The organism is Kitasatospora sp. NPDC057936, assembly GCF_042887525.1.
Classification (GTDB): Bacteria; Actinomycetota; Actinomycetes; order Streptomycetales; family Streptomycetaceae; genus Kitasatospora.
Window position 1 is genome coordinate 1 of record NZ_JBHVPD010000142.1, and the last position, 20,618, is coordinate 20,618.

A 20,618-nucleotide genomic window follows, 5' to 3' on the forward strand; every position below is an offset into this window, starting at 1 on the left:
TACTGCAGGGGGGACCCTGTGGGAGAGTAGGACGCCGCCGAACAATCATTCAAGAAAAGCCCCTGATCCATTCGGATCAGGGGCTTTTCGCATTTTCGCTCGCGTTTCCGGTCGGTCCCGGGGATCCCCTCGTGGTGCATCCACCTGCAGGTGGTGCTAGGTCCACCCCGGAATTGGGGTGTCATGGCCAGTGTCGGTGGCGTCCGCTTCGTGAACACTGATGGTGGACGATCGAGACCGGCATCAGGAGCTTCCGTGACAACAACGAGTCGAACGAGCGGCGCGGGTGTGCGCGTTCAGGCGCAGGCGGCCCTGGAGTCGGGTGGCCAGGGGCTGGCTCGGCTGGGCCTCCTGGTGCTGGGTGCGGTGCCGGGGTTCGCCCTGCCCGTGCTGGCGGCCGTGCTGGCCGGCGTCGTGACGGCCCAGGTGATGGCGTACTACTACCCGGTTGCGCTCTTCGCCCTGGTGGCCGCGGCCCTCGCCGGCGGTACGGTGGCCGCGCTCTTCGTCCGCCCCACGGCGAACCGCACGCGCAGGCAGCTGGAGCGGTGGCACGGCATACGTCTGCCGGCCGTCTACGAGCCGATGCCGGCGCTGGAGCCGGACGAGCGCGGGCACTGGTGGACGGGCTACTCGTACCACCGCTCCCGGACGGTCGCGAAGTACGCGCAGCTGCTGCACTGGGGCTTCCGGGACCGGACCACCCGCGGCGAGATGGCCTGGCTGGTGGTGAATCCGCTGGCGGTACTGGCCCTGGCGGGTCCGCTGGTCGGTCTCATCCTCTTCAGTACGGCCTATGTGATCTCGGGTCCGAGGTCCTACGAGGGCATCGGGTTGGTGCGTCCGGTCCAGTTGTCGCTGGTGGTGAACTTCGGGCTCGGGCTGGGCATGGTGGCGCTCGCGGTGCTGCTGGCGCCGTTCGCGGTGCGCCTCCACGCCGAGCTGGCGCGGCGGGTGCTGGACCAGGACGGCCGGGCCACGCACGCCCAGCTGACCAAGCGGGTGGCCGAGTTGACCGAGACCCGGGCGGACGCGGTCGGCGACCAGGCGGCCGAGCTGCGGCGGATCGAGCGGGACCTGCACGACGGCGCGCAGGCGCGGCTGGTCGCGATCGGGATGACGCTCGGCACCATCGAGCACCTGATGGACACGGACCCGACGGCCGCCCGCGAGCTGCTGTCGGAGGCGCGGCAGTCCTCGGCCCGGGCGCTGCAGGAGCTCCGGGACCTCGTCCGCGGCATCCACCCGCCGGTCCTCGCCGAGCGCGGACTGGGCGACGCCGTCCGGGCGTTGGCGCTGGACAGCGCGCTGCCAACGGAGGTGTGCGTGAGCGTGCCGGACCGGCTGCCCGCCCCGGTGGAGGCCGCCGCCTACTTCAGCATCTGCGAGCTGCTGGCCAACGCGGCCAAGCACTCGCACGCGGAGCAGGTCTGGGTGGACATCCTCTACCGGGCCGGCTCGCTGCGGGTCACGGTGACGGACGACGGGGTCGGCGTGGCGGAGCCGGCGAAGGGGACGGGCCTGCGCGGCATCGAACGTCGATTGGGTACCTTCGACGGTGTCCTCGCCATCGACAGTACGTCCGGCGGTCCGACCACCATCACCTTGGAGCTGCCGTGCGAGTTGTCCTCGCCGAGGACCTCTACCTCCTTCGCGAAGGTCTGATCCGGCTGCTGGAAGCGCACGGCTTCACCATCGCCGCCGCCGTCGAGACCGGGCCCGAGCTCCTGGAGGCGTTGCTGACGCACCGGCCGGACGTGGCCGTGGTCGACGTCCGGCTGCCTCCGACGCTGACGGACGAGGGCTTGCAGGCGGCGCTCCAGGCCCGCCGGGAGATCACGGGACTCCCGGTCCTGGTGCTGTCGCAGCACGTCCAGCAGCTGTACGCGAGGGAGCTGTTGGCCGACGGCACGGGCGGGATCGGGTACCTCCTGAAGGACCGGGTCTTCAACGCCGACCAGTTCATCGACGCGGTCCGCCGGGTGGCGGCCGGCGGCACGGCGATGGACCCGGACGTCATCGCGAAGCTGATGCAGACCACGGCCCGTCGTCCGGGGCCGCTGCTGCGGCTGTCGCCGCGCGAGCGCGAGGTGCTGGAGCTGATGGCGGAGGGCTGTTCGAACTCGGCCATCGCCGCCCGGCTGACGGTGAGCGACGGCGCGGTGGCCAAGCACATCGCCAACATCTTCACCAAGCTCGAACTCGCCCCGGACGAGGACGCCAACCGCCGCGTCCTCGCGGTCCTGGCCTACCTCAACGGCACCGCCGGGCGGACGGCCTGACGCTCCGCCCGGTCCCGGGGCGGTCCGGGCGCGCCCTCCCCTGTGACGCTCCGGCCTGTGGAAACGCTGAAACGCGCGTACGAGTAAACTCCGGTGGGCCGAGCCCCGGAGGTAGGTCAGCCGTCCGGCGCCCCCCGTCCAGCGGGAACCGGCAGCGAGGCAGCGCACGGCAGCAGCCGAAATCCAGGGGTTGATAGACGTCATGGCACGCCCAACGCTCACCAAGGCCCACCGGGGCCTGCTCGGCATCGTCGCGGCCGGGGCCTGCATCATCTCGGGCATCGGCTTCGCGGGGTCGTACAACGCGGTGCGGGAACTGGCCTCCGAGAAGGGCTTCGGTGCCTTCTCCTACGCCTTCCCGATCGGCGTCGACGCCGGCATCGTCGTCCTCCTGGCGCTCGACCTGGTCCTGACCTGGCTGCGGATACCCTTCCCGCTGCTGCGGCAGACCGCCTGGGTGCTGACCGTCGCGACCATCGCCTTCAACGCCGCCGCCTCGTGGGGCGATCCGCTCGGCATGGGGATGCACGCCGTCATCCCGGTGCTGTTCGTCGTGGTCGTCGAGGCCTCCCGGCACGCGGTGGGCCGGATCGCGGCGATCACCGCGGACCGGCACATGGAGTCGGTGCGGATGATGCGCTGGCTGCTCTCCCCGGTGCCGACCTTCCGGCTCTGGCGGCGGATGAAGCTGTGGGAGCTGCGCTCGTACGACGAGGTCGTCCGGCTGGAGCAGAACCGGCTGGTCTACCGGGCGCAGCTGCGCTTCCGGTACGGGCGCGGCTGGCGCCGGTCGGCTCCGATCCAGGCGCTCCTGCCGCTGAAGCTCGCCAAGTACGGCGTGCCGCTGGACCCGTCGCTGCTCGACCGGCTGGACGACGAGGCCCGCGAACGTGAGGCGAAGGAGGCCCTGGAGCTCCAGCCGCAGGAGCAGCGCGCCGCCGCGGCCATCGCCCCGGCCGGTCCGGAGGTTCCTCTGCAGCCCCAGCCCCAGCCGCAGCAGCGCCAGGCCCAGCCGCATCCGTCTCAGCAGGTCCAGCAGGTCCAGCAGGTCCAGCAGGTCCAGCAGGCCCAGCAGGCCCAGCAGGCCCAGCAGGTCCAGCAGATTCAACAGCCCGGTCCCGAGGCTCAGCCGCAGCTCCAAGCTCAGCCGCAGGAGGTCCCGGCGGCCGTCCCGCCGATGTCGGCCGAGGTGGCCGCGCCGATGCTCGCCAAGCTGGCCGCCGTCCGTCTGCGCGCGGCCCAGGAGCCGGAGGGCACGGAGGAGGTGGCCCCGCAGCCGCTGCGCGAGGAGCTCAACGTGTGGACGGCACGGCCGGTCCGCACCACCGGCGGCCACCAGGCCGACGCCAGCCCGGGCAGCCGCGTGCCCGGCCAGGCCTCCCCGTGGTTCAAGCCCCCGCGCCCGCTGGACGAGGAGTCGGCGCCCGGGGCCGCGCCGAAGCCCCAGGCCCAGGCCGGGACCCAGCACCCGGTGCAGCAGGGGCAGGACCCCGCACCCGCCCAGGAGCCCGTACAAGCCGAGCCCGTACTAGCCGAACTCGTCCAGGCCGCGCCCGCCGTGCGCGCCGAGGAGCGGGCCCCCGTCGAGGCCGCCGGCCCGCGTCCCGCTCCGGCCCGGCTCGACCCGGAGCTGGCCTTCGAGGCGCTGGTCTCGTACATCGACACCTTCGAGCACCACCCCGACCCGCAGCGCCTCGCCGACTGGCTGACCACGGAGTACGGCCTGACCGGCAACCGCCCGGACGGCTCGGTGCACCCCAAGGACGTCGCCGAGCTCTACCCGCAGCTGCGCGACCGCTACCAGGCCGCCGGGAGGGACTGACCGGGTGATCCGCGGCCGGACACCGCCGCGACCCCGCGTCCACCGCTCGGTCGGCCATTGACGCCCGACCCGGCCGGAGTTACCTTCGCCTCAACAATCTGTTGAAGCGCTGGTTCGGCACGGAGGAGTACGGATGTCGCAGGTCGAGGTCGACGGTAACGGGTCGACGAGCGGGGCCTCCTTCTCCGCCGCCGCCCTCGACGCCGTGGAGGCGCTGCTGGCCCCGGTCGACGCCGACCTGGCGCGCCGCTACCCGGGCGACTCCGGGACCAGGCAGCCGGTGCACACCGTCTACGTCCCGGCCGACGCCTTCGCCGCCGACACCGTCCGCTCGTGGGGCCGCCAGGCCCTCGAAGCGTTCGACACCCACGCCGGCACCCCGGCCGAGCTCGCCCGCGCCCTCGGCGTCGCCGACGGTGCCCTGCTCGCCGACGTGCACGCCCGCGTCCGCGCCAAGCTGGAGCGCGAGCCGATCGAGGACCTGCGGATCGACTTCGAGGACGGCTACGGCCCCCGCCCGGACGCCGAGGAGGACGCCGCCGCCGTCCGCGCCGCCGAACTCGTCGCGGCCGCCGTGGCGGACGGCAGCGCCCCGCCGTACATCGGCATCCGGATCAAGTGCATGGAGGCGCCGGTCCGCGCGCGCGGCATCCGCACCCTGGAGCTGTTCCTGGCCACCCTGCTCGCCGGGGGCGGGCTCCCGGTCGGCCTGGTCCTCACCCTGCCGAAGGTGACCTACGCCGCGCAGGTGACCGCGCTGGTGCGGCTGCTGGAGGACTTCGAGCGGCGCGCCGGGCTGCCGGCCGGCCGGATCGGCTTCGAGATCCAGATCGAGACCACCCAGGCGATCCTCGGCCCGGACGGCCGGGCCACCGTCGCCCTGATGATCGAGGCCGCCGAGGGCCGCGCCACCGGCCTGCACTACGGCACGTTCGACTACAGCGCCTCCTGCGGCGTCAGCGCGGCCTACCAGAGCATGGACCACCCGGTGGCCGACCACGCCAAGGCCGTCATGCAGGTGGCCGCGGCCGGCACCGGGGTCCGGCTCTCCGACGGCTCGACCAACGTCATCCCGACCGGCTCCACCGAGCAGGTCCACGCCGCCTGGAAGCTCCACCACGGCCTCGTCCGCCGCTCGCTGGCCCGCGCGTACTACCAGGGCTGGGACATGCACCCGGCGCACCTGCCGACCCGGTACGCCGCCGTGTACGCCTTCTACCGGGAGGGCCTGGAGGCCGCCTCCGCGCGGCTCGCCGCCTACGTCGCGAAGGCGGGCGGCGACGTGATGGACGAGCCGGCCACCGCCCGCGCGCTCAGCGGCTACGTGCTGCGCGGCCTGGACTGCGGTGCGGTCGACCCGGCCGAGGTCACCGCCCTGACCGGCCTGGACCGCGCCCAGCTGGACGCCCTCGCCGGCCGCTGACCGCCGCCCGTCCGATCCCCGCGGCCGACTAGGCTGACGGTGCCGCCCCGCACGCCGGGGGCGTGCGCCGCCAGCCTTCGCCGTCTTCCGGGAGAACCACCGCGCCATGTCCGCCACGCCGGAGCCGACCCCCAGGCCGTACCTCACCATCCGGCAGGCCGGCAGCCACGAGATCGAGATCAAGAAGTCCCGGTTCATCTGCCACCTCGCCCGGGTCACCGACGAGGAGCAGGCGCAGGCGTACATCGCGGGCGTCCGCAAGCAGTACTGGGACGCGCGGCACAACTGCACCGCCTTCGTGGTCGGCGACGAGCAGCGCCGCGAGCGCTCCAGCGACGACGGCGAGCCGGGCGGCACGGCCGGCGTGCCGATGCTGGAGGTGCTGCGCCGCCGCGGGCTGACCGACACGGTGGCCGTGGTGACCAGGTACTTCGGGGGGATCAAGCTCGGCGCGGGCGGGCTCGTCCGGGCGTACGGGAGCGCGGTGTCGGAGGCGGTGGACGCGGTCGGGCTGCTGGAGCGGCGCCCGGTGGCACTGCTGGCCGTGACGGCGGACCACGTGCGGGCCGGGCGGGTGGAGAACGACCTGCGGGCGGCCGGGTACACCGTGAGCGACCTCGCCTACGAGGCGGCGGGGGTGCGGATCGAGGTCGGCGTGCCGGAGCCGGAGGTGCGGGCCTTCCACGCCTGGCTGGCCGAGGCGACCGGCGGTACCGCGGTGGCGGTCGCGGCCGGCCGCACGTACGTCGAGGTGCCGGTCTAGCCCCTGCGGCGCTGCGCCCGCTGCCGCCCCCGCCCCGCCGCAGTCCCCTGCGGCCTCCCGCGACGCCCCGAGGCCTTCCGCCGCCACGCACGGGCGCAGTCGGCCAACGTAGCCCATGGGGACGCGCCACGCCGGTCTTGCCTTGAACAGATTCACTCGAACGTATTCACGTGGCCCGGAGTTGGAACTTCCGCTCCGGGCCATGGCGTTTCCTGGGCAAGGATCCGGCCGAACCGGACGAAAACCATCGATGGAGGACACCAGACCCCACCACCGCACCACGGAGGTATGCGCATGACCTCGGATCGCTCCCCGTCGCCCGCCCGAGCCGACCTACCCGGCCCCAGGGGCCCCGCGACGCCCTACCGGATGACCGTCACCACGACGCTCCCGCACGCCGACGCCGTCTCGCTGGCCGACCAGCAGCTGGCCGACTGGCTGAAGCGGGAAGGCTGCGAGGACCCCCCGCCCGCAGCGAGCCCGCTCGAAGCGAGCCCGTACGCCGTGGACCCCCCCGTCACGGGCCCCTCCACCGCGGATAGCCCCGCGGGCCCGCAGGTCGAGCGCCTCCGCCTGGGCGACCGCGTCCTGCTCGACCGCGACCACGGCCCGCTGCGCGGCGGCCCCGCCACCGGCCACTACTCGCGCCGCCGCCTGCGCACCCCGGCCCCCCACGGGACGCAGCAGCTCACCCTGACCATCGCGACGGCCGCCGCGGGCCCGACCTGGGTCCGGCTGGAGGCCGAGACGCACACCACCGGCAGCGGCCTGCGGACGCCGTGCCGGGTGCCGGTGCCCGAGCTCGCCCGCAGCCTGCTGCCGCTGCTGGACGCCACCGACGGTCCGGCCGCCGTCCAGCTCGCGCCCCGGGTGATCACCGCCGCCGAGGTCGACGACCTGATCGACGAGCTGTGCGACCCGGAGCGCCGGCTGCCCACGGTCGTCGCCAGCGTCCCGGTCAACGTCCCGGTCGACGGGTGGACGGAGTCCGTCGTCCGTCCGCTCTGCCAGCAGCTGCCCGGCCTCGCCACGGCCTACGTCCTGGATCCGGGGGCGCGCACCGGGTTCAACGTCGCGCTGGAGTACCACACCGTCTACGGCGGCGCCGTCCGCACCTACCTGCCCGAGGTCGACCCGGCCTCCCGGTACGACGGCGCCCGGCACCCGGTGCTCGCCCGGGGCCGAATAGAGCAGGACGTCCGCCGCGCCGCCGGCCTGCTCGCCCGGGAGCCGCGCCGGCTCGCCGCCGAACTGCCGCTGCCGCCCGTGCTCGCGGCCGTCCCGGTGCTGCGGATCCCCCCGTCGCAGCCCCGCCCGGACGCCGCGTCCTGCGCCGATCCGGCCGCCGCCCGCGCCGAGCTGGCCGCGCTCGCCCGCGAGGAGCAGCAGGATCGCGCCGAACAGCAGGCCAGGGCGGACGAGTTGGAGCGCGTGCGGCGCACGCTGCGTCGCGCGCGCCGCACCCGGCCGGGCCGGGCGCACGCCGCACCCGGCCGCCTCTGCGCTCCGTCCACCGCTCCGGTCGTCGGCCCGGTCGTCGGCGCGCTCGCAGGCACGTTCGTCGGCGCGCCCGGGGTCCCGCGCACCGCGGCCCTGCCGGATCCGGTCGCGGGGCCGGACGACAACCCGGACACCTTCACCGAACTCCTGTCCCGGCTGGGCGAGTTCCCGCTGCTCACCTTCACCGGGGACCAGAAGTCCGCGCTCGCCCTGGACGAGCTCCAGTGCGCCGGTGCCGGCTGGGCCCGCCTCGCCTGGGACGGGCTGACGGCCCTCCAGGAGTACGCCGAGGCGGCCGTCCGCGGCGAGGCCGGCGGCGACTTCAAGCAGTGGTGCGAGCACACACCGGACGGCTGCCACCGCTTCCCGCCCCGCAAGGCGGTCCGCGGCGAGTCCCGGACGGTGCACAGCCACACCAAGTGGAAGCGCGAGCGGATGCTGCCGGTGCCGGAGTGCGTCGACGCCTCCCGGCGCGCGTTCATGGGCGCGCACCTGCGGATCGGCGGCGGGCGCACCGCACCCCGGCTGCACTACCTCGACGACTGCTCGGGCAGTGGCCGGATCTATGTCGGCTACATCGGCCTCCACCTGACCAACACCCGGACCAACTGAGAGGCTTGGCTGACCACCCGCGCCCGTTCGGTGGACAATGTCCGCAGGGGCGGGCCGCGGGGTCGCCGGTCGCCCCGCGCAGGCGCCGACGAGCATGGGGGAACGACGACCGATGCAGTACTCAGCAGACGGCCAGTCCGAAGGCGCCGCCACCACCCGGTTCCCCCAGCCGGGTTTCCTCGCCTCGGTCTTCCGCGACCTCGGCGTGGACCCGGGCTCCGACCCGACCGCGCCCGGGGAACCGGCCGGGCCCGCCGACGGCGACGGCGCGACCGGCCCCGCCGGCAGCAGCACCGGCACCACCGGCGGCCGGCAGACTCCCGGTGACGGCCCGTCCGCCGACGAGGAGTCGGTCGCCGCCCACGGCCGCGCCGCCGCCCTCACCCACCACCGCACCCTCACCGTCCAGGCCGAGCACGACCGCCTGGCCGACCTGCTCCGGCGGGCCGCGCTGCCCGTCTCGGCCATGGACTTCGAGAGCCAGCTACGCCACTACGAGCCCCGCCCCTACCCGGCCGCCGGCCCGGACGCCACCGAACCCGAGCCCCGCTGGGAGGACTTCGCCCCCGCCGAACCGCCCACCGCCGACCCCGACGCCGCGCCGACCCGCCGCCTGCTCGACTCCGGCTACCAGCGCGAGCTGGCCCAGGCCCGGCTGACCCACCAGCGCGCCCTGCGGCAGTGGCGCACCCGCCGGGCCGAGGCCGGCGACCCGGCCGCCGACGAGTCCCGGCGGGTCCACGAGGAGGCCGAGGCGGCCCGGGCCCGCGCGGTGCGCGAGTACAACGAGAGCCTGGAGGAGTGCCGCCGGGCCTACCGGCTGGCCGAGCCCGCCGCGGTGGAGTCGCTGCTGGAGCGGGCCCTCGCCGCCGCCGAGACCGCCACCCAGGACCTGCCCGCCCCCTGCCGGGCGGTCTTCCGACCGCTCACCCGCACCGCGGTGCTGGACCTCGACCTGCCGCCGCTCGACCTGGTCCCCTCCCTGACCGGTTACCGGCTCGCCCCCGACGGCGACATCCACCCGGTCCCGCGCCCGCCGGCCGACCGGGCCACCGACTACCTGCGGCTGGTCGCCCGGCTCGCCCTGCGCGCCCTCCAGGCGGCCGACGCCGTCGACACCGAGGAGATACTCGAGGGCGTCGTCCTCAACGGCTGGCTGCGCGAGCCCGGCGGAGCCGGACCGCTCTGCCTGGTCAGCGTGGACGCCGACCGCGACGCGCTGGCCCGCACCAGGCTGCTCCCGGCCGCCGCCCCCTACGAGGAGCGCGACGGCGAGGGCGTCTACGCCGACGCCGAGCAGGACGAGGCGCTGGTGCGGCTGCGCCAGCTCGGCGCCGCCGTCACCCCGGACCCCTACGCGAGGGCGGGCGTCGAGCCCGCCGCGCTGGCCGGTGCCACCGTGCCGGCCGCGCCCGACCTGTCCGCCAACGAGTTCGCCCAGCTGGTCCGCGACCTGCTCACCCGCGGCGGCCTGGCCGAGTGGAGCGTGCGGCTGCGCGGCCCGGCCGGGCTGGTCGCGACCGGCGAGGGAGCCCCCGGCAGCGCGCTGCCGGGCCGCTGGGTCGTCTGGGCCTCCCGCGGCGCCGCGGAGGTCGCGGCGGAGGAGATCCGCACGCTCGCCGAGGCCGTCGGCGAGGAGTCCGCCGAGCGCGGCCTGCGGCTGACCACCGGCCGCTTCACCGATGAGGCCCTCGACCTGACCGCCGAGGAGAGCCACCGTCACATCCACCTGGTCGACGGCGACGGCGTCCGCGAACTCGCCATGACCCACCTCGGGCTGCCGCTCGCCACCGGTCGCTGACCGGCCCCGGGCCCGCCCCTCCACCCCCCACCAGCCCGTTCGTCCCCCCGGGCTCACCCCGACGGCCCCTCCGGCGGGCGTGCCGCCACCCCCGGCCCGAGGCTGGGGAACGAGCCCCGGCCGGGCCGGGCACCCCGGGCGAGAGCCGCCGGTCGCCCGTCCGGTACGGTCGGCGGTCGACCCGATGTCGGGCGCAACCCTGGGGGAGACGGATGGGCAGAGCGGCCCGCAGAGCACTTGACGGACCGGCACGGGTGGAGGCCGCCCGGTGACCGCCGTCCTCGTCGCCGCCGGCGCGTTCCTGATGACGCTGATCGGCGGCTTCGTCGCCCAGCGCACGGGTGACCGGCGCCACCTGGTACTCGGCTTCGCGGCCGGACTGATGCTCGGCGTCGTCGTCTTCGACCTGCTGCCCGAGGCCCTGCGCCAGGCGCCCGGCGAGGTGCACGGCGTGCCGCAGGCACTGCTGATGTTCGCCGGCGGCTTCCTCGCCATCCACGTGGTCGAGCGCGCGGTCGCCATCCACCGCGGCCACGAGGGCGAGTACGCCGAGCACACCCACGGCCACCACCACGCGCACGGGGACCCCCAGCCGTCCGGGCGCCAGGGCATCGGCCTGAGCGCCGCCCTGGCCCTCGTCGGGCACAGCGTGATGGACGGCTTCGCGATCGGCGCCGCCTTCCAGGCCGGCACCACGGTCGGCACGGTCGTCGCCATCGCCGTCGTCGCGCACGACTTCGCCGACGGCTTCAACACGTACACGATCACCCGGCTCTACGGGAACAACCGGCGCCGCGCGCTGACCCTGCTCGCGGCGGACGCGATCGCCCCGGTCTCGGGCGCCGCGATCACGCTCGCCTTCACCATCCCCGAGCACCTGCTCGGCCTCTACCTGGGCTTCTTCTCCGGCTTCCTGCTCTACCTGGCGACCTCCGACATCCTCCCGGAGGCCCACAGCCCGCACCCGTCCCGCAACACCCTGCTTTGCACGCTCGCCGGGGTGGGCTTCATGTGGCTGGTGATCGGCTTCGCCAACTAGGCGGTGTCCGGGGGCGGCTCAGCGGCCCGCGTACCGCGTCTCGGCGGCGCGCAGCACGCGCAGCACCGCGTCCTGGTCGGCCGGGCTGACCTCGCCGAAGTACTCCTGCGCCACCTCGTGCCGGACCAGCCCGATCCGCTCGACTGCGGCGCGGCCCGCCTCGGTCAGCAGGATCCGCACGGCCCGCCGGTCGGCCGGGTCCGGGCTGCGCTCGACCAGGCCGGCCTCCTCCAGGGCGTCCACCACCGTGGTGGCCGAGCGCGGGGCGATGTGCAGCCGGTCGGCGAGGTCGCTCAGCCGCATCGCGCGGTCCGGCACCTCGCAGCCGGGCGCGTGCGCGAGCGTGCGCAGCGCCCGGGCCTGGCCGGGGGTGATGCCGTAGGGCTCCAGCCGCTCGCTGGTGCGGCGCCGGATCCGCTTGATCGCCCGGGTCATCGCGTCCGTCAGCTCGGCGGCGGTGTCCGCCGGGCCTGCCGGGCCTGCCGGGCCTGCCGGTCCCGTCGGGGGAGTGGGGGAGGAGTGCGCCGGGTCGTCGGTCGGCGTGGTGGTCATGGGCGGTCTCCTCGGCAGGCGTCCGCCCAAGCGTATCGGCCGGTCCGCGGCCCGCGACCGGCGGCGGACGGGCGTTCCGGGCGCGTGCGGACGACCCTCCCGGAAATATGTTGAGCCAAACTCAGTATCTGGGTTAGCGTAGCCGTAAGTGAGGGTGCCCTAAGTGCCCTCCTCTGAACCTGGAGGGCCCGTGCCCCGCTCCGAAGCCCGCGTCGCCACCGACCGCCCCGCCCGCTACGCCAAGCAGCTCGCCGCCCACATGGGCCGCAAGATCGAGGCCGCCTTCTCCGAGGAGACCGGCCGCGGCACCCTGACCTTCGGCGCCGGCACCGCCACCCTGGAGGCGCAGCCGGACGCGCTGCTGCTCGTCGTCGAGGGCGAGCGCGAGAACCTCCCCGGCCTGGAGGACGTCGTCGGCCGCCACCTCGTCCGGTTCGGTGCGCGCGACGAACTCGTCGTCGAGTGGCACCGCGACAACGGCGAGGCCGGCCTCGTCCACCGCAACGACGAGGACCCGCAGGACGTCTAGGCCGGATCTGCCGGCCCGGGCCGGGGCAGCCGGCGGGCGAGCGCCCACAGCACCAGGACCGCCAGGCACCAGCTGGCCAGCACGTCCAGCGCCCAGTGGAACTCGCTCCACACCAGCCCCGCGCCGACCCCGGCCGCCAGCAGCACCGCCGCTGCCCGCAGCCCGCGCGCGACGCGCACCCCGGTCGTCCGGGCGAGCAGCAGCACCGCGACCCCGTACGACAGCGTCGCCGTGGCGGTGTGCCCCGACGGGTACCAGCCCCACTGGCCCGGCAGCAGCGGACCGCCGAGCGGACCCGGCCGGGCGAACGCGGCCTTGGCCGGGACCACCAGCAGCGGGATCAGCCCCGCCGTGAGCGCCGCCACCGGCAGCGGCAGCCACCAGCGGTCCTTCCCCGCCCGGCGCGAGCGCCACGCGGCGAGCCCGCCCCCGGCCAACAGGGCCGGGATCGCGGGCACGGTGCTGCCCAGGTCCGCCAGGCCGTGGCCGACGCGGTTCAGGAACGGGCTGTCCAGGGCGTGGTGGGCCGTCGCGACACCGTGCTCGACCCACCGGTCCAGCCCGAGCGCCGGCCCGTCCGCCGCCACCTGCCACGACACCAGCACCAGCAGGACCACCGCGACGAGCGGCACCAGCGGTGAGGCCGCCGCCCGGCCCAGGACGCCGAACAGCCGCCCCGGAGCAGGGGGGAGAGCTCCGGGGCGGCTTGGATGATCGCCGTTCCGTGCGCCCCGGGGGGTGTGGGTCGGACGGTCGGTCGATCGGCCTTCGGTATGCGCCGTCCCGTGCGGGGCGGCCTGGTTGTCCTCGCGGTCGTCCGGGTGCGGACCCGCCTCGAACGGCGGCTCCGCGGACGGCTCCGCCAATGGCTGGGGCTCGCTGTCCATCTGCGATGACACTACGTCAACGGTCCTTCCACGCCGAGCGCCTTCAGTGATTCCGCACATCATCTTCACCGCCCACCGGGCAACCCTTCGACCCTGTGAACGACCGGTCCGCGCTTCTCCATGAGGAAGCCTCATCCGGGGCGCCGCCATGCGGAAACCGAACGGCCCGCGGAGACCTGGTACAGGTCCCCGCGGGCCGTTCAGCGCTGTCCGGACAACCCTCCGGCGGGGGTACGTCGCCCGGTGGGGCGCTCACCGCGTCAGACGCCGGCGAACGCGCCCTCCAGGATGTCCAGGCCCTCGTTCAGGAGGTGCTCCGGAATGACCAGAGGCGGCAGGAAGCGCAGCACGTTGCCGTAGGTGCCGGCGGTCAGCACCACCAGGCCCTCGGCGTGGCAGGCCTTGGCGATCGCCGCGGTGGCCTCGGCGTTCGGCTCCTTGCCGCCCGCCTTCACCAGCTCGATGGCGACCATGGCGCCGCGGCCGCGGACCTCGCCGATGATGTCGTACTTCTCCTGCATCGCCCGCAGGCGGCCCAGCATGACCTCGCCGATCCGCTGCGCCTTGCCGTTGAGGTCCTGCTCCTTCATGGTCTCGATGGCGCCCAGCGCGGCGGCGCAGGCCACCGGGTTGCCGCCGTAGGTGCCGCCCAGGCCACCCGCGTGCGCGGCGTCCATGATCTCGGCGCGACCGGTCACCGCGGCCAGCGGCAGACCGCCGGCGATGCCCTTCGCGGTGGTGATCAGGTCCGGGACGACGCCCTCGTCCTCGCACGCGAACCACTGGCCGGTGCGGCAGAAGCCGGTCTGGATCTCGTCGGCGACGAACACGATGCCGTTCGCCTTCGCGTACTCCACGATCGCCGGCAGAAAGCCCTTGGCCGGCTCGATGAAGCCGCCCTCGCCCTGGATCGGCTCGATGATGATCGCGGCGACGTTCTCCGCGCCGATCTGCTTGTTGATCACGTCGATCGCCTGCGCGGCGGCCTCGGCGGCGCAGTTCTCCGCACCGGTCAGCCAGCGGTACGGGTAGGCCACCGGCACGCGGTAGATCTCCGGGGCGAACGGGCCGAAGCCCTGCTTGTACGGCATGTTCTTCGCCGTCAGGCCCATGGTGAGGTTGGTGCGGCCGTGGTAGCCGTGGTCGAACACCACGACGGCGGTGCGCTTGGTGTAGGCGCGGGCGATCTTCACCGCGTTCTCGACCGCCTCGGCGCCCGAGTTGAACAGCGCGGTGCGCTTGTCGTGGTCGCCCGGGGTCAGCTCGTTCAGCTGCTCGGCGACCGCCACGTAGCCCTCGTACGGGGTCACCATGAAACAGGTGTGCGTGAACGCGGCCAGCTGCTCGCTCGCCTTCGCCACCACGGCCTCGGCGCTGTTGCCGACGTTGGTCACGGCGATGCCGGAACCGAAGTCGATCAGCGAGTTGCCGTCCACGTCCTCCAGCACGCCGCCGTTGGCGCGGGACACGTACACCGGCAGGGTCGTGCCGACACCCGCGGCCACCGCGCCCAGCTTGCGGGCCTGCAGCTCCTGCGACTTCGGACCGGGGATCGCGGTGACCAGGCGGCGCTCCTGCGGGAGCGGCGTTGCGGCGCTCATGGGGTTCTCCAGACTTCTAGGCTCGGTGCTTCGCAGGCTACGGCCGCCCCCGGGGACCGGGCATGCGCCACTCGGTAGCACTGCGCCGTCCGACTTGTCCGGCACGGCCAGCGCGGGTGGCACGACTACCCGCAGGCCCCGCTCCACTACATTGAGCGCGGGCGTGTCGCCGGTACGGCGGCATGGGTATGGCGGCACCGACGGCGGTCGGGCCGGGCGGGCGAGGGAGCGGGGCCGTACACATGGCACAGGACGGGGCACACCACCACGGCGACCGCACCACCACACCCCCACCCCCCATGCCCCACCAGCGCCCCGGCAGCCGTCCCGCCGCCACCCCCGCCTTCGACCTCCCCACCTGGGCCTCCGCCCCGCGCCCCTCCGCCGAACCGGGCATCTACCGGCTGGGCTACCGCCGGATCGACCCGGAACGGGCGGAGGCGGCGACCGTGGCGGCCTGGCCACTGCTGCTGCGGGCGGGGCTCAACGTGGTGGTGGGGTGGTTCGCGTATCTATACGGCACGCAGCTGCTCATGTACGTGCTCGTCTGGTTCGGCGGGCAGACGGGCATCGGTCCACTTGCTTCGCCGTCCGAGTCCGAGGCCATGTTCACGCTCCTGGTGGCCAATGTTTTCGTGCTTGGCGTCGTCATCAAGGTCTTCGGCCGGATGGGCCGTTGGCCCGAGGTGTGGCGGCGCTACGCAGCGCCGTTGCTGTCGCGGACGGTGACGCAGGAGGAGCGGGCCGAGGAGAACCGGGTCGCCGTGGAGGCTGCGCGGCGGGTGGATCCGTGGGCCGGGCTGCGGGAGGGCGGGGCGGCTGCGGCGGCGGGGCGTCTGGCGGGCGAGGCGGTCGGCGACGTCGACTACGTGCGCATTCAGCAGGCGTGGGAGTCGGCGCAGGCCGATCCGGTGTTCGTCCCGGCGTTCGTGGAGCAGGTGGGCGCCCGCGGTGCCGCGGCGTTCGCCCATCCGTCGGAGGTGCGCGAGCTGCCCGGCCGCGCCGAGCGGCACGACCTGCTGCTCCGTCAGGTGTGCCTGGGCGTCACGCAGGACGTTCCGAAGAACCCGCTGTCGCATCGTGCGGCGGGGTTCGCGCTGGATCCGGCGGTGCTCGGCACCTCGTTGCTGGCGGTGGGCCCGGCCGGGACCGGGAAGACCGCGCGGCTGGCCCGCCCGGTGGCGGAGGCGCTGTGCCTGCAGGCGCTCGCCGGGACGGCGTGCGCGGTGGTGATCGGGGCGTCGGACGCGGACCTGGGGCCGGACGGCTGGTACGACGTGGTGATCGCGCCCGGTGACCCGTCGTCCGTCTACGGCCTCGACCTGTACGGCGCCGCGCAGGATCCGGACGAGGCGGCGGCCCGGCTGGCCGAGGCGCTGCTGCCGGACGAGCTGACGGCCCGCGCCGAGAGCGCCCGGACGGCGCTCCAGCAGGTGGTGGGTCCGTTCCACGCCGCGCACCGCCGGTACCCGGGGGTCCGCGAGCTGCGGGCGCTTCTGGGCGGCGAGGCGGATGCCCTGGCGGCGCTGGTGAAGGCGCTCGGCGTGGCGGGCCGGCTGGCCGCGTACGAGCGGGACCTGGAGCACCGCGAGCGCCAGCGCGGCCGGGCGGACGATCCCGGGGCGCTGCTGGCGGACCGGCTGGCGCTGCTGGACCGGCCGGCCTTCGAGGGTGCCTTCGCGACGGACGGCACCGGGCGCCCGCCGTTCGCGATGCGGGTGCTCGACCACCCGCTCCGGGTGCGGGTGAAGCTGCCCGAGCGGAGCCACCCGGAGGCGGCCCGGATGCTGTCCCGGCTGGTGGTGGGCCAGTTCGTGCAGGCGGCAGGCGCGCGGGAGGACCGTTCGCTGTTCGCAGGTCTCGTCGTGGACGACGCCTCGGCGGCGCTGGACGCGGCGACCGTGCGCGGGGTGCAGCGGATGCGGGGGGCGAATGCGGGTGCGGTGCTGATGCTGCGGACGCTGGTGGACCTGCCGGAGGCCCTGCGCGCGCCGCTGTTCGGCGCGGTCGGTTGCCGGATGGCGTTCCCGGGGATCGCGCCCTGGGACGGCCGGTTGTTCTCGGAGGCCTGGGGGACGCACCTGGTGCAGGAGACGGCGGTGACGCACACCCCCGACACCTCCGGTGGGGTGGTGCGGAGGGCCGGGCGGTTGGGGCGGAAGGCGTTGTCGGGGACGACGGCGCAGACGGAGTCGGTGACGACGCGGGATGTGGAGCGGTTGCGGTGGTCGCCGTCGGATCTGGCGCACGCGTTGCCGGCGGGGCACGCGGTGGTGTCGTTGACGGCGGTGTCGGGGGAGCAAGTTCCGCCGCTCCTGGTCGACCTCCGAGGGTGAGCCAGGGGTGAGCCGGGGGTGAGCCGGGACCGAGGGCGGACGGGCGGCAGAAGTCGCCTCCGAGGTGGATTCGGCAGTGCCGGTTGTCCGGAGCGTCCATAATGAAGGGGAGAGCCCCTCACCAGATCCACTGCCCTCTCCTCGCCCGGCCGCAACGGTGCGGTCGGGTCGTTCCCCCGAAGGTGCCATGCCTCCCACACTCGCCTCCGTCGTCCGCAACAGTTCGCTCCACCTGACGGTCCTCGCCGGTGCGGACCACTTGGAGCGGCCGGTCCGCTGGGTGCACACCAGTGAGCTGGACGACCCGACGCCCTTCCTGGAGGGTGGCGAGCTGCTGCTCACCACCGGGATCAAGCTGGGCCGCACGGCCGCGCAGTTGCAGGCGTACGTGCACCGGCTGGCCGATGCCGGGGTGGTGGGGCTCGGGCTGGGGGTGGGGCTGTCGCACACGGAGGTGCCGCAGCCGCTGGTGGAGGCGGCGGCGCAGCGCGGGCTGCCGTTGTTGCGGGTGCCGGAGCCGACGCCGTTCATCGCGATCAGCAAGGTGGTGTCGGCGGCGCTGGCCGCGGAGCAGTACGAGGCGGTGACGACGAGCTTCGAGGCGCAGGAGGAGCTGACCCGGGCCGCGCTCGGCAAGGACGGGACGACGGCCGTGGTGCGTCGGCTGGCGGCGCGGCTGGGGGGCTGGGCGGCGCTGTACGACGGGTCGGGCGCGCTGTCGGTGGTGGCGCCGGACTGGGCGGCGCGCCGGGCGGGGCGGCTGGCGGCGGAGGTGGACCGGCTGCGGCGGCGTCCGGCGCCGTCGAGTGCGGCGCTGCAGGGGCGGTCGCCGGGGATAGACACGGCGGACGAGGACTACGTGGTGGTCCAGTCGCTGGGGGCGGACCGGCGGGCCCGGGGCTTCCTGGCGGTCGGGACCGAGGACCGGATCACGCCGACCGAGCGGTACGTGCTGAACGCGGCGGTGGCGCTGCTGACCCTCACCCTGGAGCGCTCGCGCGAGCTGCGGCAGGCGGAGGAGCGGATGGGCGCGGCGCTGCTGCGGATGGTGCTGGCGGGAGAGGTGGCGACGGCCCGGCAGGTGGCGGTGGGGCTGTTCGGCGGGCTGCCGGAGGGGACGATACGGGTCCTGGTGGCCGGGGCCGGGCCGAACGCGGACGCCGCGGACGCGCTGGTCGAGCTGGGGGACCGGGCGGAGCAAGCGGGGTCCCGGGTGGGCGAGAAGCTGCTGGTCGCGCGGGAGGACGGGACGCACGGGCCGCGGCTGATGGTGCTGGCGCTGGACAACGGCGCGGTGCACCGGGCCTGCCTGGGTGTCGTCGAGGAGCACGAGGGCCTGTCGCTGGGCGTCTCGGCGCCTGCCGTGCTGGAGGAGGCGGGCACGGCGCACGCGCAGGCCGAGCGGGCGCTGGCGGTGGCGCTGCGCGGTGGCCGGCGCTCGGTGGACCACGAGGAGGTCGGTGCGGGGTCGCTGCTGCCGCTGCTGGGCGAGGACGCGGTGACGGCGTTCGCGGAGGGGCTGCTGCGGCCGCTGCGCGACCACGACCGGACGGCCCGCGGTGACCTGGTGGCCTCGCTGCGGGCGTGGCTGTCCCGGCACGGGCAGTGGGACGCGGCGGCGGCCGACCTGGGCGTGCACCGGCACACCCTGCGGTACCGGATGCGCCGGGTCGAGGAGCTGCTCGGGCGTTCGCTGGACGATACGGACGTCCGCATGGAGCTGTGGCTGGCGCTGCGCTCCGGCGAGGAGTGACGGGCGAAGAGGCGGCGGGCGACGAGTAGCGGGCGAAGAGGCGGCGGCGCCGGGCCCGCGTCGAACGTCTGGACGGGATGGAGTGCCCCCCGGGCCGAACGCTCCTCGGCGGCCAATCCGGTTGTCGCGTCCGCCCACCTACCCTCGGGTTCGGGCTCATGTTCGTGGGTCCGACGACGACGAGGAGAGGGCCGGTACCACGGTGACCACCACGTACGATTTCTGGCTCGCCGGCCGCCGGGCGAGCGGTGACGCCGACTTCGAGGTGCGCAACAGCTGGGACGGCCGTCTGGTCGGCCGGGTGAGCGTCCCGACCGAGGCCCAGGTCGACGAGGCGCTGGACGCCGCCGTCGCGGCCCTGCCGGTGTTCGCCGCCACCCCGGCGCACGTGCGCGCCGCCGCGCTGGACCACGTGGCCAAGCGGCTGGCCGAGCGCACCGAGGAGATCGCCCGGCTGATCACCGCCGAGAACGGCAAGCCGATCAAGTGGGCCCGCGGCGAGGTCGGCCGCGCCGTCTCCGTCTTCCGCTGGGCCGCCGAGGAGGCCCGCCGCACCAACGGCGAGACGATGCGGCTGGACACCGACCCGGGCGGCGTGGGCCGCTTCGCGCTGGTGCGCCGCTTCCCGCGCGGCGTGGTGCTGGGCATCGCCCCGTTCAACTTCCCGCTGAACCTGGTCGCCCACAAGGTCGCCCCGGCGATCGCGGTCGGCGCCCCGATCATCCTGAAGCCGGCCCCGGCGACCCCGCTGTCGGCGATGGTGCTGGGCGAGATCCTGGCCGAGACCGACCTGCCGGCCGGTTCGTGGAGCATCCTGACGGTGCCCAACGACCGCATGCCCGCGCTGGTGCAGGACGGGCGCCTGCCGGTGATCTCCTTCACCGGGTCGGACAAGGTCGGCTACCAGATCATGGACTCGGTGCCGCGCAAGCACTGCACCCTGGAGCTGGGCGGCAACGCCGCGGCCGTGGTGCTCGCCGACTGGTCCTCGGACGCCGACCTGGACTGGGCGGCGACCCGGATCGCGACGTTCGCCAACTACCAGGGCGGCCAGTCCTGCATCTCGGTGCAGCGGGTGATCGCCGACGCGTCGGTGTACGACGCGCTGGTGGAGAAGGTCGTCGCCAAGGTGCGGGCCCAGGTCACCGGCGACCCGAACGAGGACGCGACGGACGTCGGCCCGCTGGTGGACGAGAACGCCGCGAAGCGCGTGGAGTCCTGGGTGGACGACGCGGTCGCCAAGGGCGCCAAGGTGCTGACCGGCGGGACGCGCGAGGGCGCGACCTACGCCCCGACCGTGCTGGCGGACCTGCCGGGCGACGCGATCCTGGCCGAGGCCGAGGTGTTCGGCCCGGTCATGTCGCTGCACCGGGTGGACGGCACCGACGAGGCGTTCGCCGCCGTCAACGACTCGCCGTTCGGCCTGCAGGCGGGCGTCTTCACGCACGACCTGCAGACCGCCTTCCGCGCCCACCGGGAGCTGGAGGTCGGCGGTGTCATCATCGGCGACGCGCCGTCCTACCGTGCCGACCAGATGCCGTACGGCGGCGTCAAGGACTCGGGCGTCGGCCGCGAGGGCGTCAAGTACGCGATGGACGACTACACCGTCGAGAAGGTCATGGTCCTGACGGGCCTCGACCTGTAAGCCGTGTAAGTCCTGCCAGTCCTGTGAGCGAGGACGGCGGACGTGCGGAGGGCCCGGTTCGGTCGAACCGGGC

At 74.7% G+C, this 20,618-nt stretch carries 15 protein-coding genes; 12 read left to right on the forward strand and 3 right to left on the reverse strand.

From position 1 onward, the window contains the following. Positions 1-288: 288 nt before the first annotated feature. The 8 genes from ACFVU9_RS42385 to ACFVU9_RS42420 all read left to right on the forward strand — a co-directional run bounded on the left by ACFVU9_RS42385 (position 289) and on the right by ACFVU9_RS42420 (position 11,242). On the forward strand, positions 289-1,665 hold the full coding sequence (locus tag ACFVU9_RS42385) for a histidine kinase (protein ID WP_387602886.1): 1,377 nt from the start codon (positions 289-291) through the stop codon (positions 1,663-1,665). Next, the gene (locus ACFVU9_RS42390) at positions 1,617-2,282 is read left to right on the forward strand and encodes a LuxR C-terminal-related transcriptional regulator (protein ID WP_380445439.1); all 666 of its coding nucleotides are present in this window, start codon (positions 1,617-1,619) and stop codon (positions 2,280-2,282) included. The genes ACFVU9_RS42385 and ACFVU9_RS42390 overlap by 49 nt, the downstream gene beginning before the upstream one ends. A 202-nt stretch (positions 2,283-2,484) precedes the next feature. Continuing rightward, complete coding sequence (locus ACFVU9_RS42395; protein ID WP_380508180.1) at positions 2,485-4,104, forward strand: DUF2637 domain-containing protein; 1,620 nt, start codon at positions 2,485-2,487, stop codon at positions 4,102-4,104. A gap of 133 nt (positions 4,105-4,237) precedes the next feature. Then, a complete protein-coding gene (locus tag ACFVU9_RS42400; RefSeq protein WP_380508177.1) occupies positions 4,238-5,527 on the forward strand; it encodes a DUF6986 family protein in 1,290 nt (429 codons plus the stop codon). Between the two features lie 106 nt (positions 5,528-5,633). After that, positions 5,634-6,290: a YigZ family protein gene (locus tag ACFVU9_RS42405; RefSeq protein WP_387602889.1), complete on the forward strand. Its 657-nt coding sequence runs from the start codon at positions 5,634-5,636 to the stop codon at positions 6,288-6,290. 369 nt (positions 6,291-6,659) lie between these two features. Beyond that, on the forward strand, positions 6,660-8,402 hold the full coding sequence (locus ACFVU9_RS42410) for a hypothetical protein (RefSeq protein ID WP_387602892.1): 1,743 nt from the start codon (positions 6,660-6,662) through the stop codon (positions 8,400-8,402). 112 nt (positions 8,403-8,514) lie between these two features. Further along, on the forward strand, positions 8,515-10,203 hold the full coding sequence (locus ACFVU9_RS42415) for a restriction endonuclease (RefSeq protein WP_380499385.1): 1,689 nt from the start codon (positions 8,515-8,517) through the stop codon (positions 10,201-10,203). A 304-nt stretch (positions 10,204-10,507) separates the two neighbouring features. Next, complete coding sequence (locus tag ACFVU9_RS42420; RefSeq protein WP_380445466.1) at positions 10,508-11,242, forward strand: ZIP family metal transporter; 735 nt, start codon at positions 10,508-10,510, stop codon at positions 11,240-11,242. Between the two features lie 18 nt (positions 11,243-11,260). Here ACFVU9_RS42420 and ACFVU9_RS42425 read toward each other — a convergent pair whose 3' ends face one another. Beyond that, entirely contained in the window at positions 11,261-11,794 is a 534-nt protein-coding gene (locus ACFVU9_RS42425) for a MarR family winged helix-turn-helix transcriptional regulator (RefSeq protein WP_387602895.1), read from the reverse strand. A 190-nt stretch (positions 11,795-11,984) separates the two neighbouring features. On the opposite strand from ACFVU9_RS42425, the gene ACFVU9_RS42430 reads away from it, so the two are divergent. Continuing rightward, a complete protein-coding gene (locus ACFVU9_RS42430) occupies positions 11,985-12,323 on the forward strand; it encodes a DUF2218 domain-containing protein (RefSeq protein ID WP_387602898.1) in 339 nt (112 codons plus the stop codon). Here the strand turns inward: ACFVU9_RS42430 and ACFVU9_RS42435 are convergent. Continuing rightward, on the reverse strand, positions 12,320-13,210 hold the full coding sequence (locus ACFVU9_RS42435) for a phosphatase PAP2 family protein (RefSeq protein WP_387602901.1): 891 nt from the start codon (positions 13,208-13,210) through the stop codon (positions 12,320-12,322). The two genes, ACFVU9_RS42430 and ACFVU9_RS42435, sit on opposite strands and share 4 nt — an antisense overlap. Before the next feature lie 260 nt (positions 13,211-13,470). Next, on the reverse strand, positions 13,471-14,811 hold the full coding sequence (gene gabT / locus ACFVU9_RS42440) for a 4-aminobutyrate--2-oxoglutarate transaminase (protein WP_380445448.1): 1,341 nt from the start codon (positions 14,809-14,811) through the stop codon (positions 13,471-13,473). Positions 14,812-15,110: 299 nt separating this feature from the next. On the opposite strand from gabT, the gene ACFVU9_RS42445 reads away from it, so the two are divergent. From ACFVU9_RS42445 to ACFVU9_RS42455, 3 genes are all read left to right on the forward strand, one after another. Then, positions 15,111-17,147: an ATP-binding protein gene (locus ACFVU9_RS42445; protein ID WP_387602904.1), complete on the forward strand. Its 2,037-nt coding sequence runs from the start codon at positions 15,111-15,113 to the stop codon at positions 17,145-17,147. A gap of 187 nt (positions 17,148-17,334) precedes the next feature. After that, positions 17,335-18,900, forward strand: coding sequence for a PucR family transcriptional regulator (locus ACFVU9_RS42450; RefSeq protein WP_380499381.1), 1,566 nt, complete (start codon positions 17,335-17,337; stop codon positions 18,898-18,900). 202 nt (positions 18,901-19,102) lie between these two features. After that, positions 19,103-20,545: an aldehyde dehydrogenase family protein gene (locus tag ACFVU9_RS42455; protein WP_380445451.1), complete on the forward strand. Its 1,443-nt coding sequence runs from the start codon at positions 19,103-19,105 to the stop codon at positions 20,543-20,545. Positions 20,546-20,618: the final 73 nt, after the last annotated feature.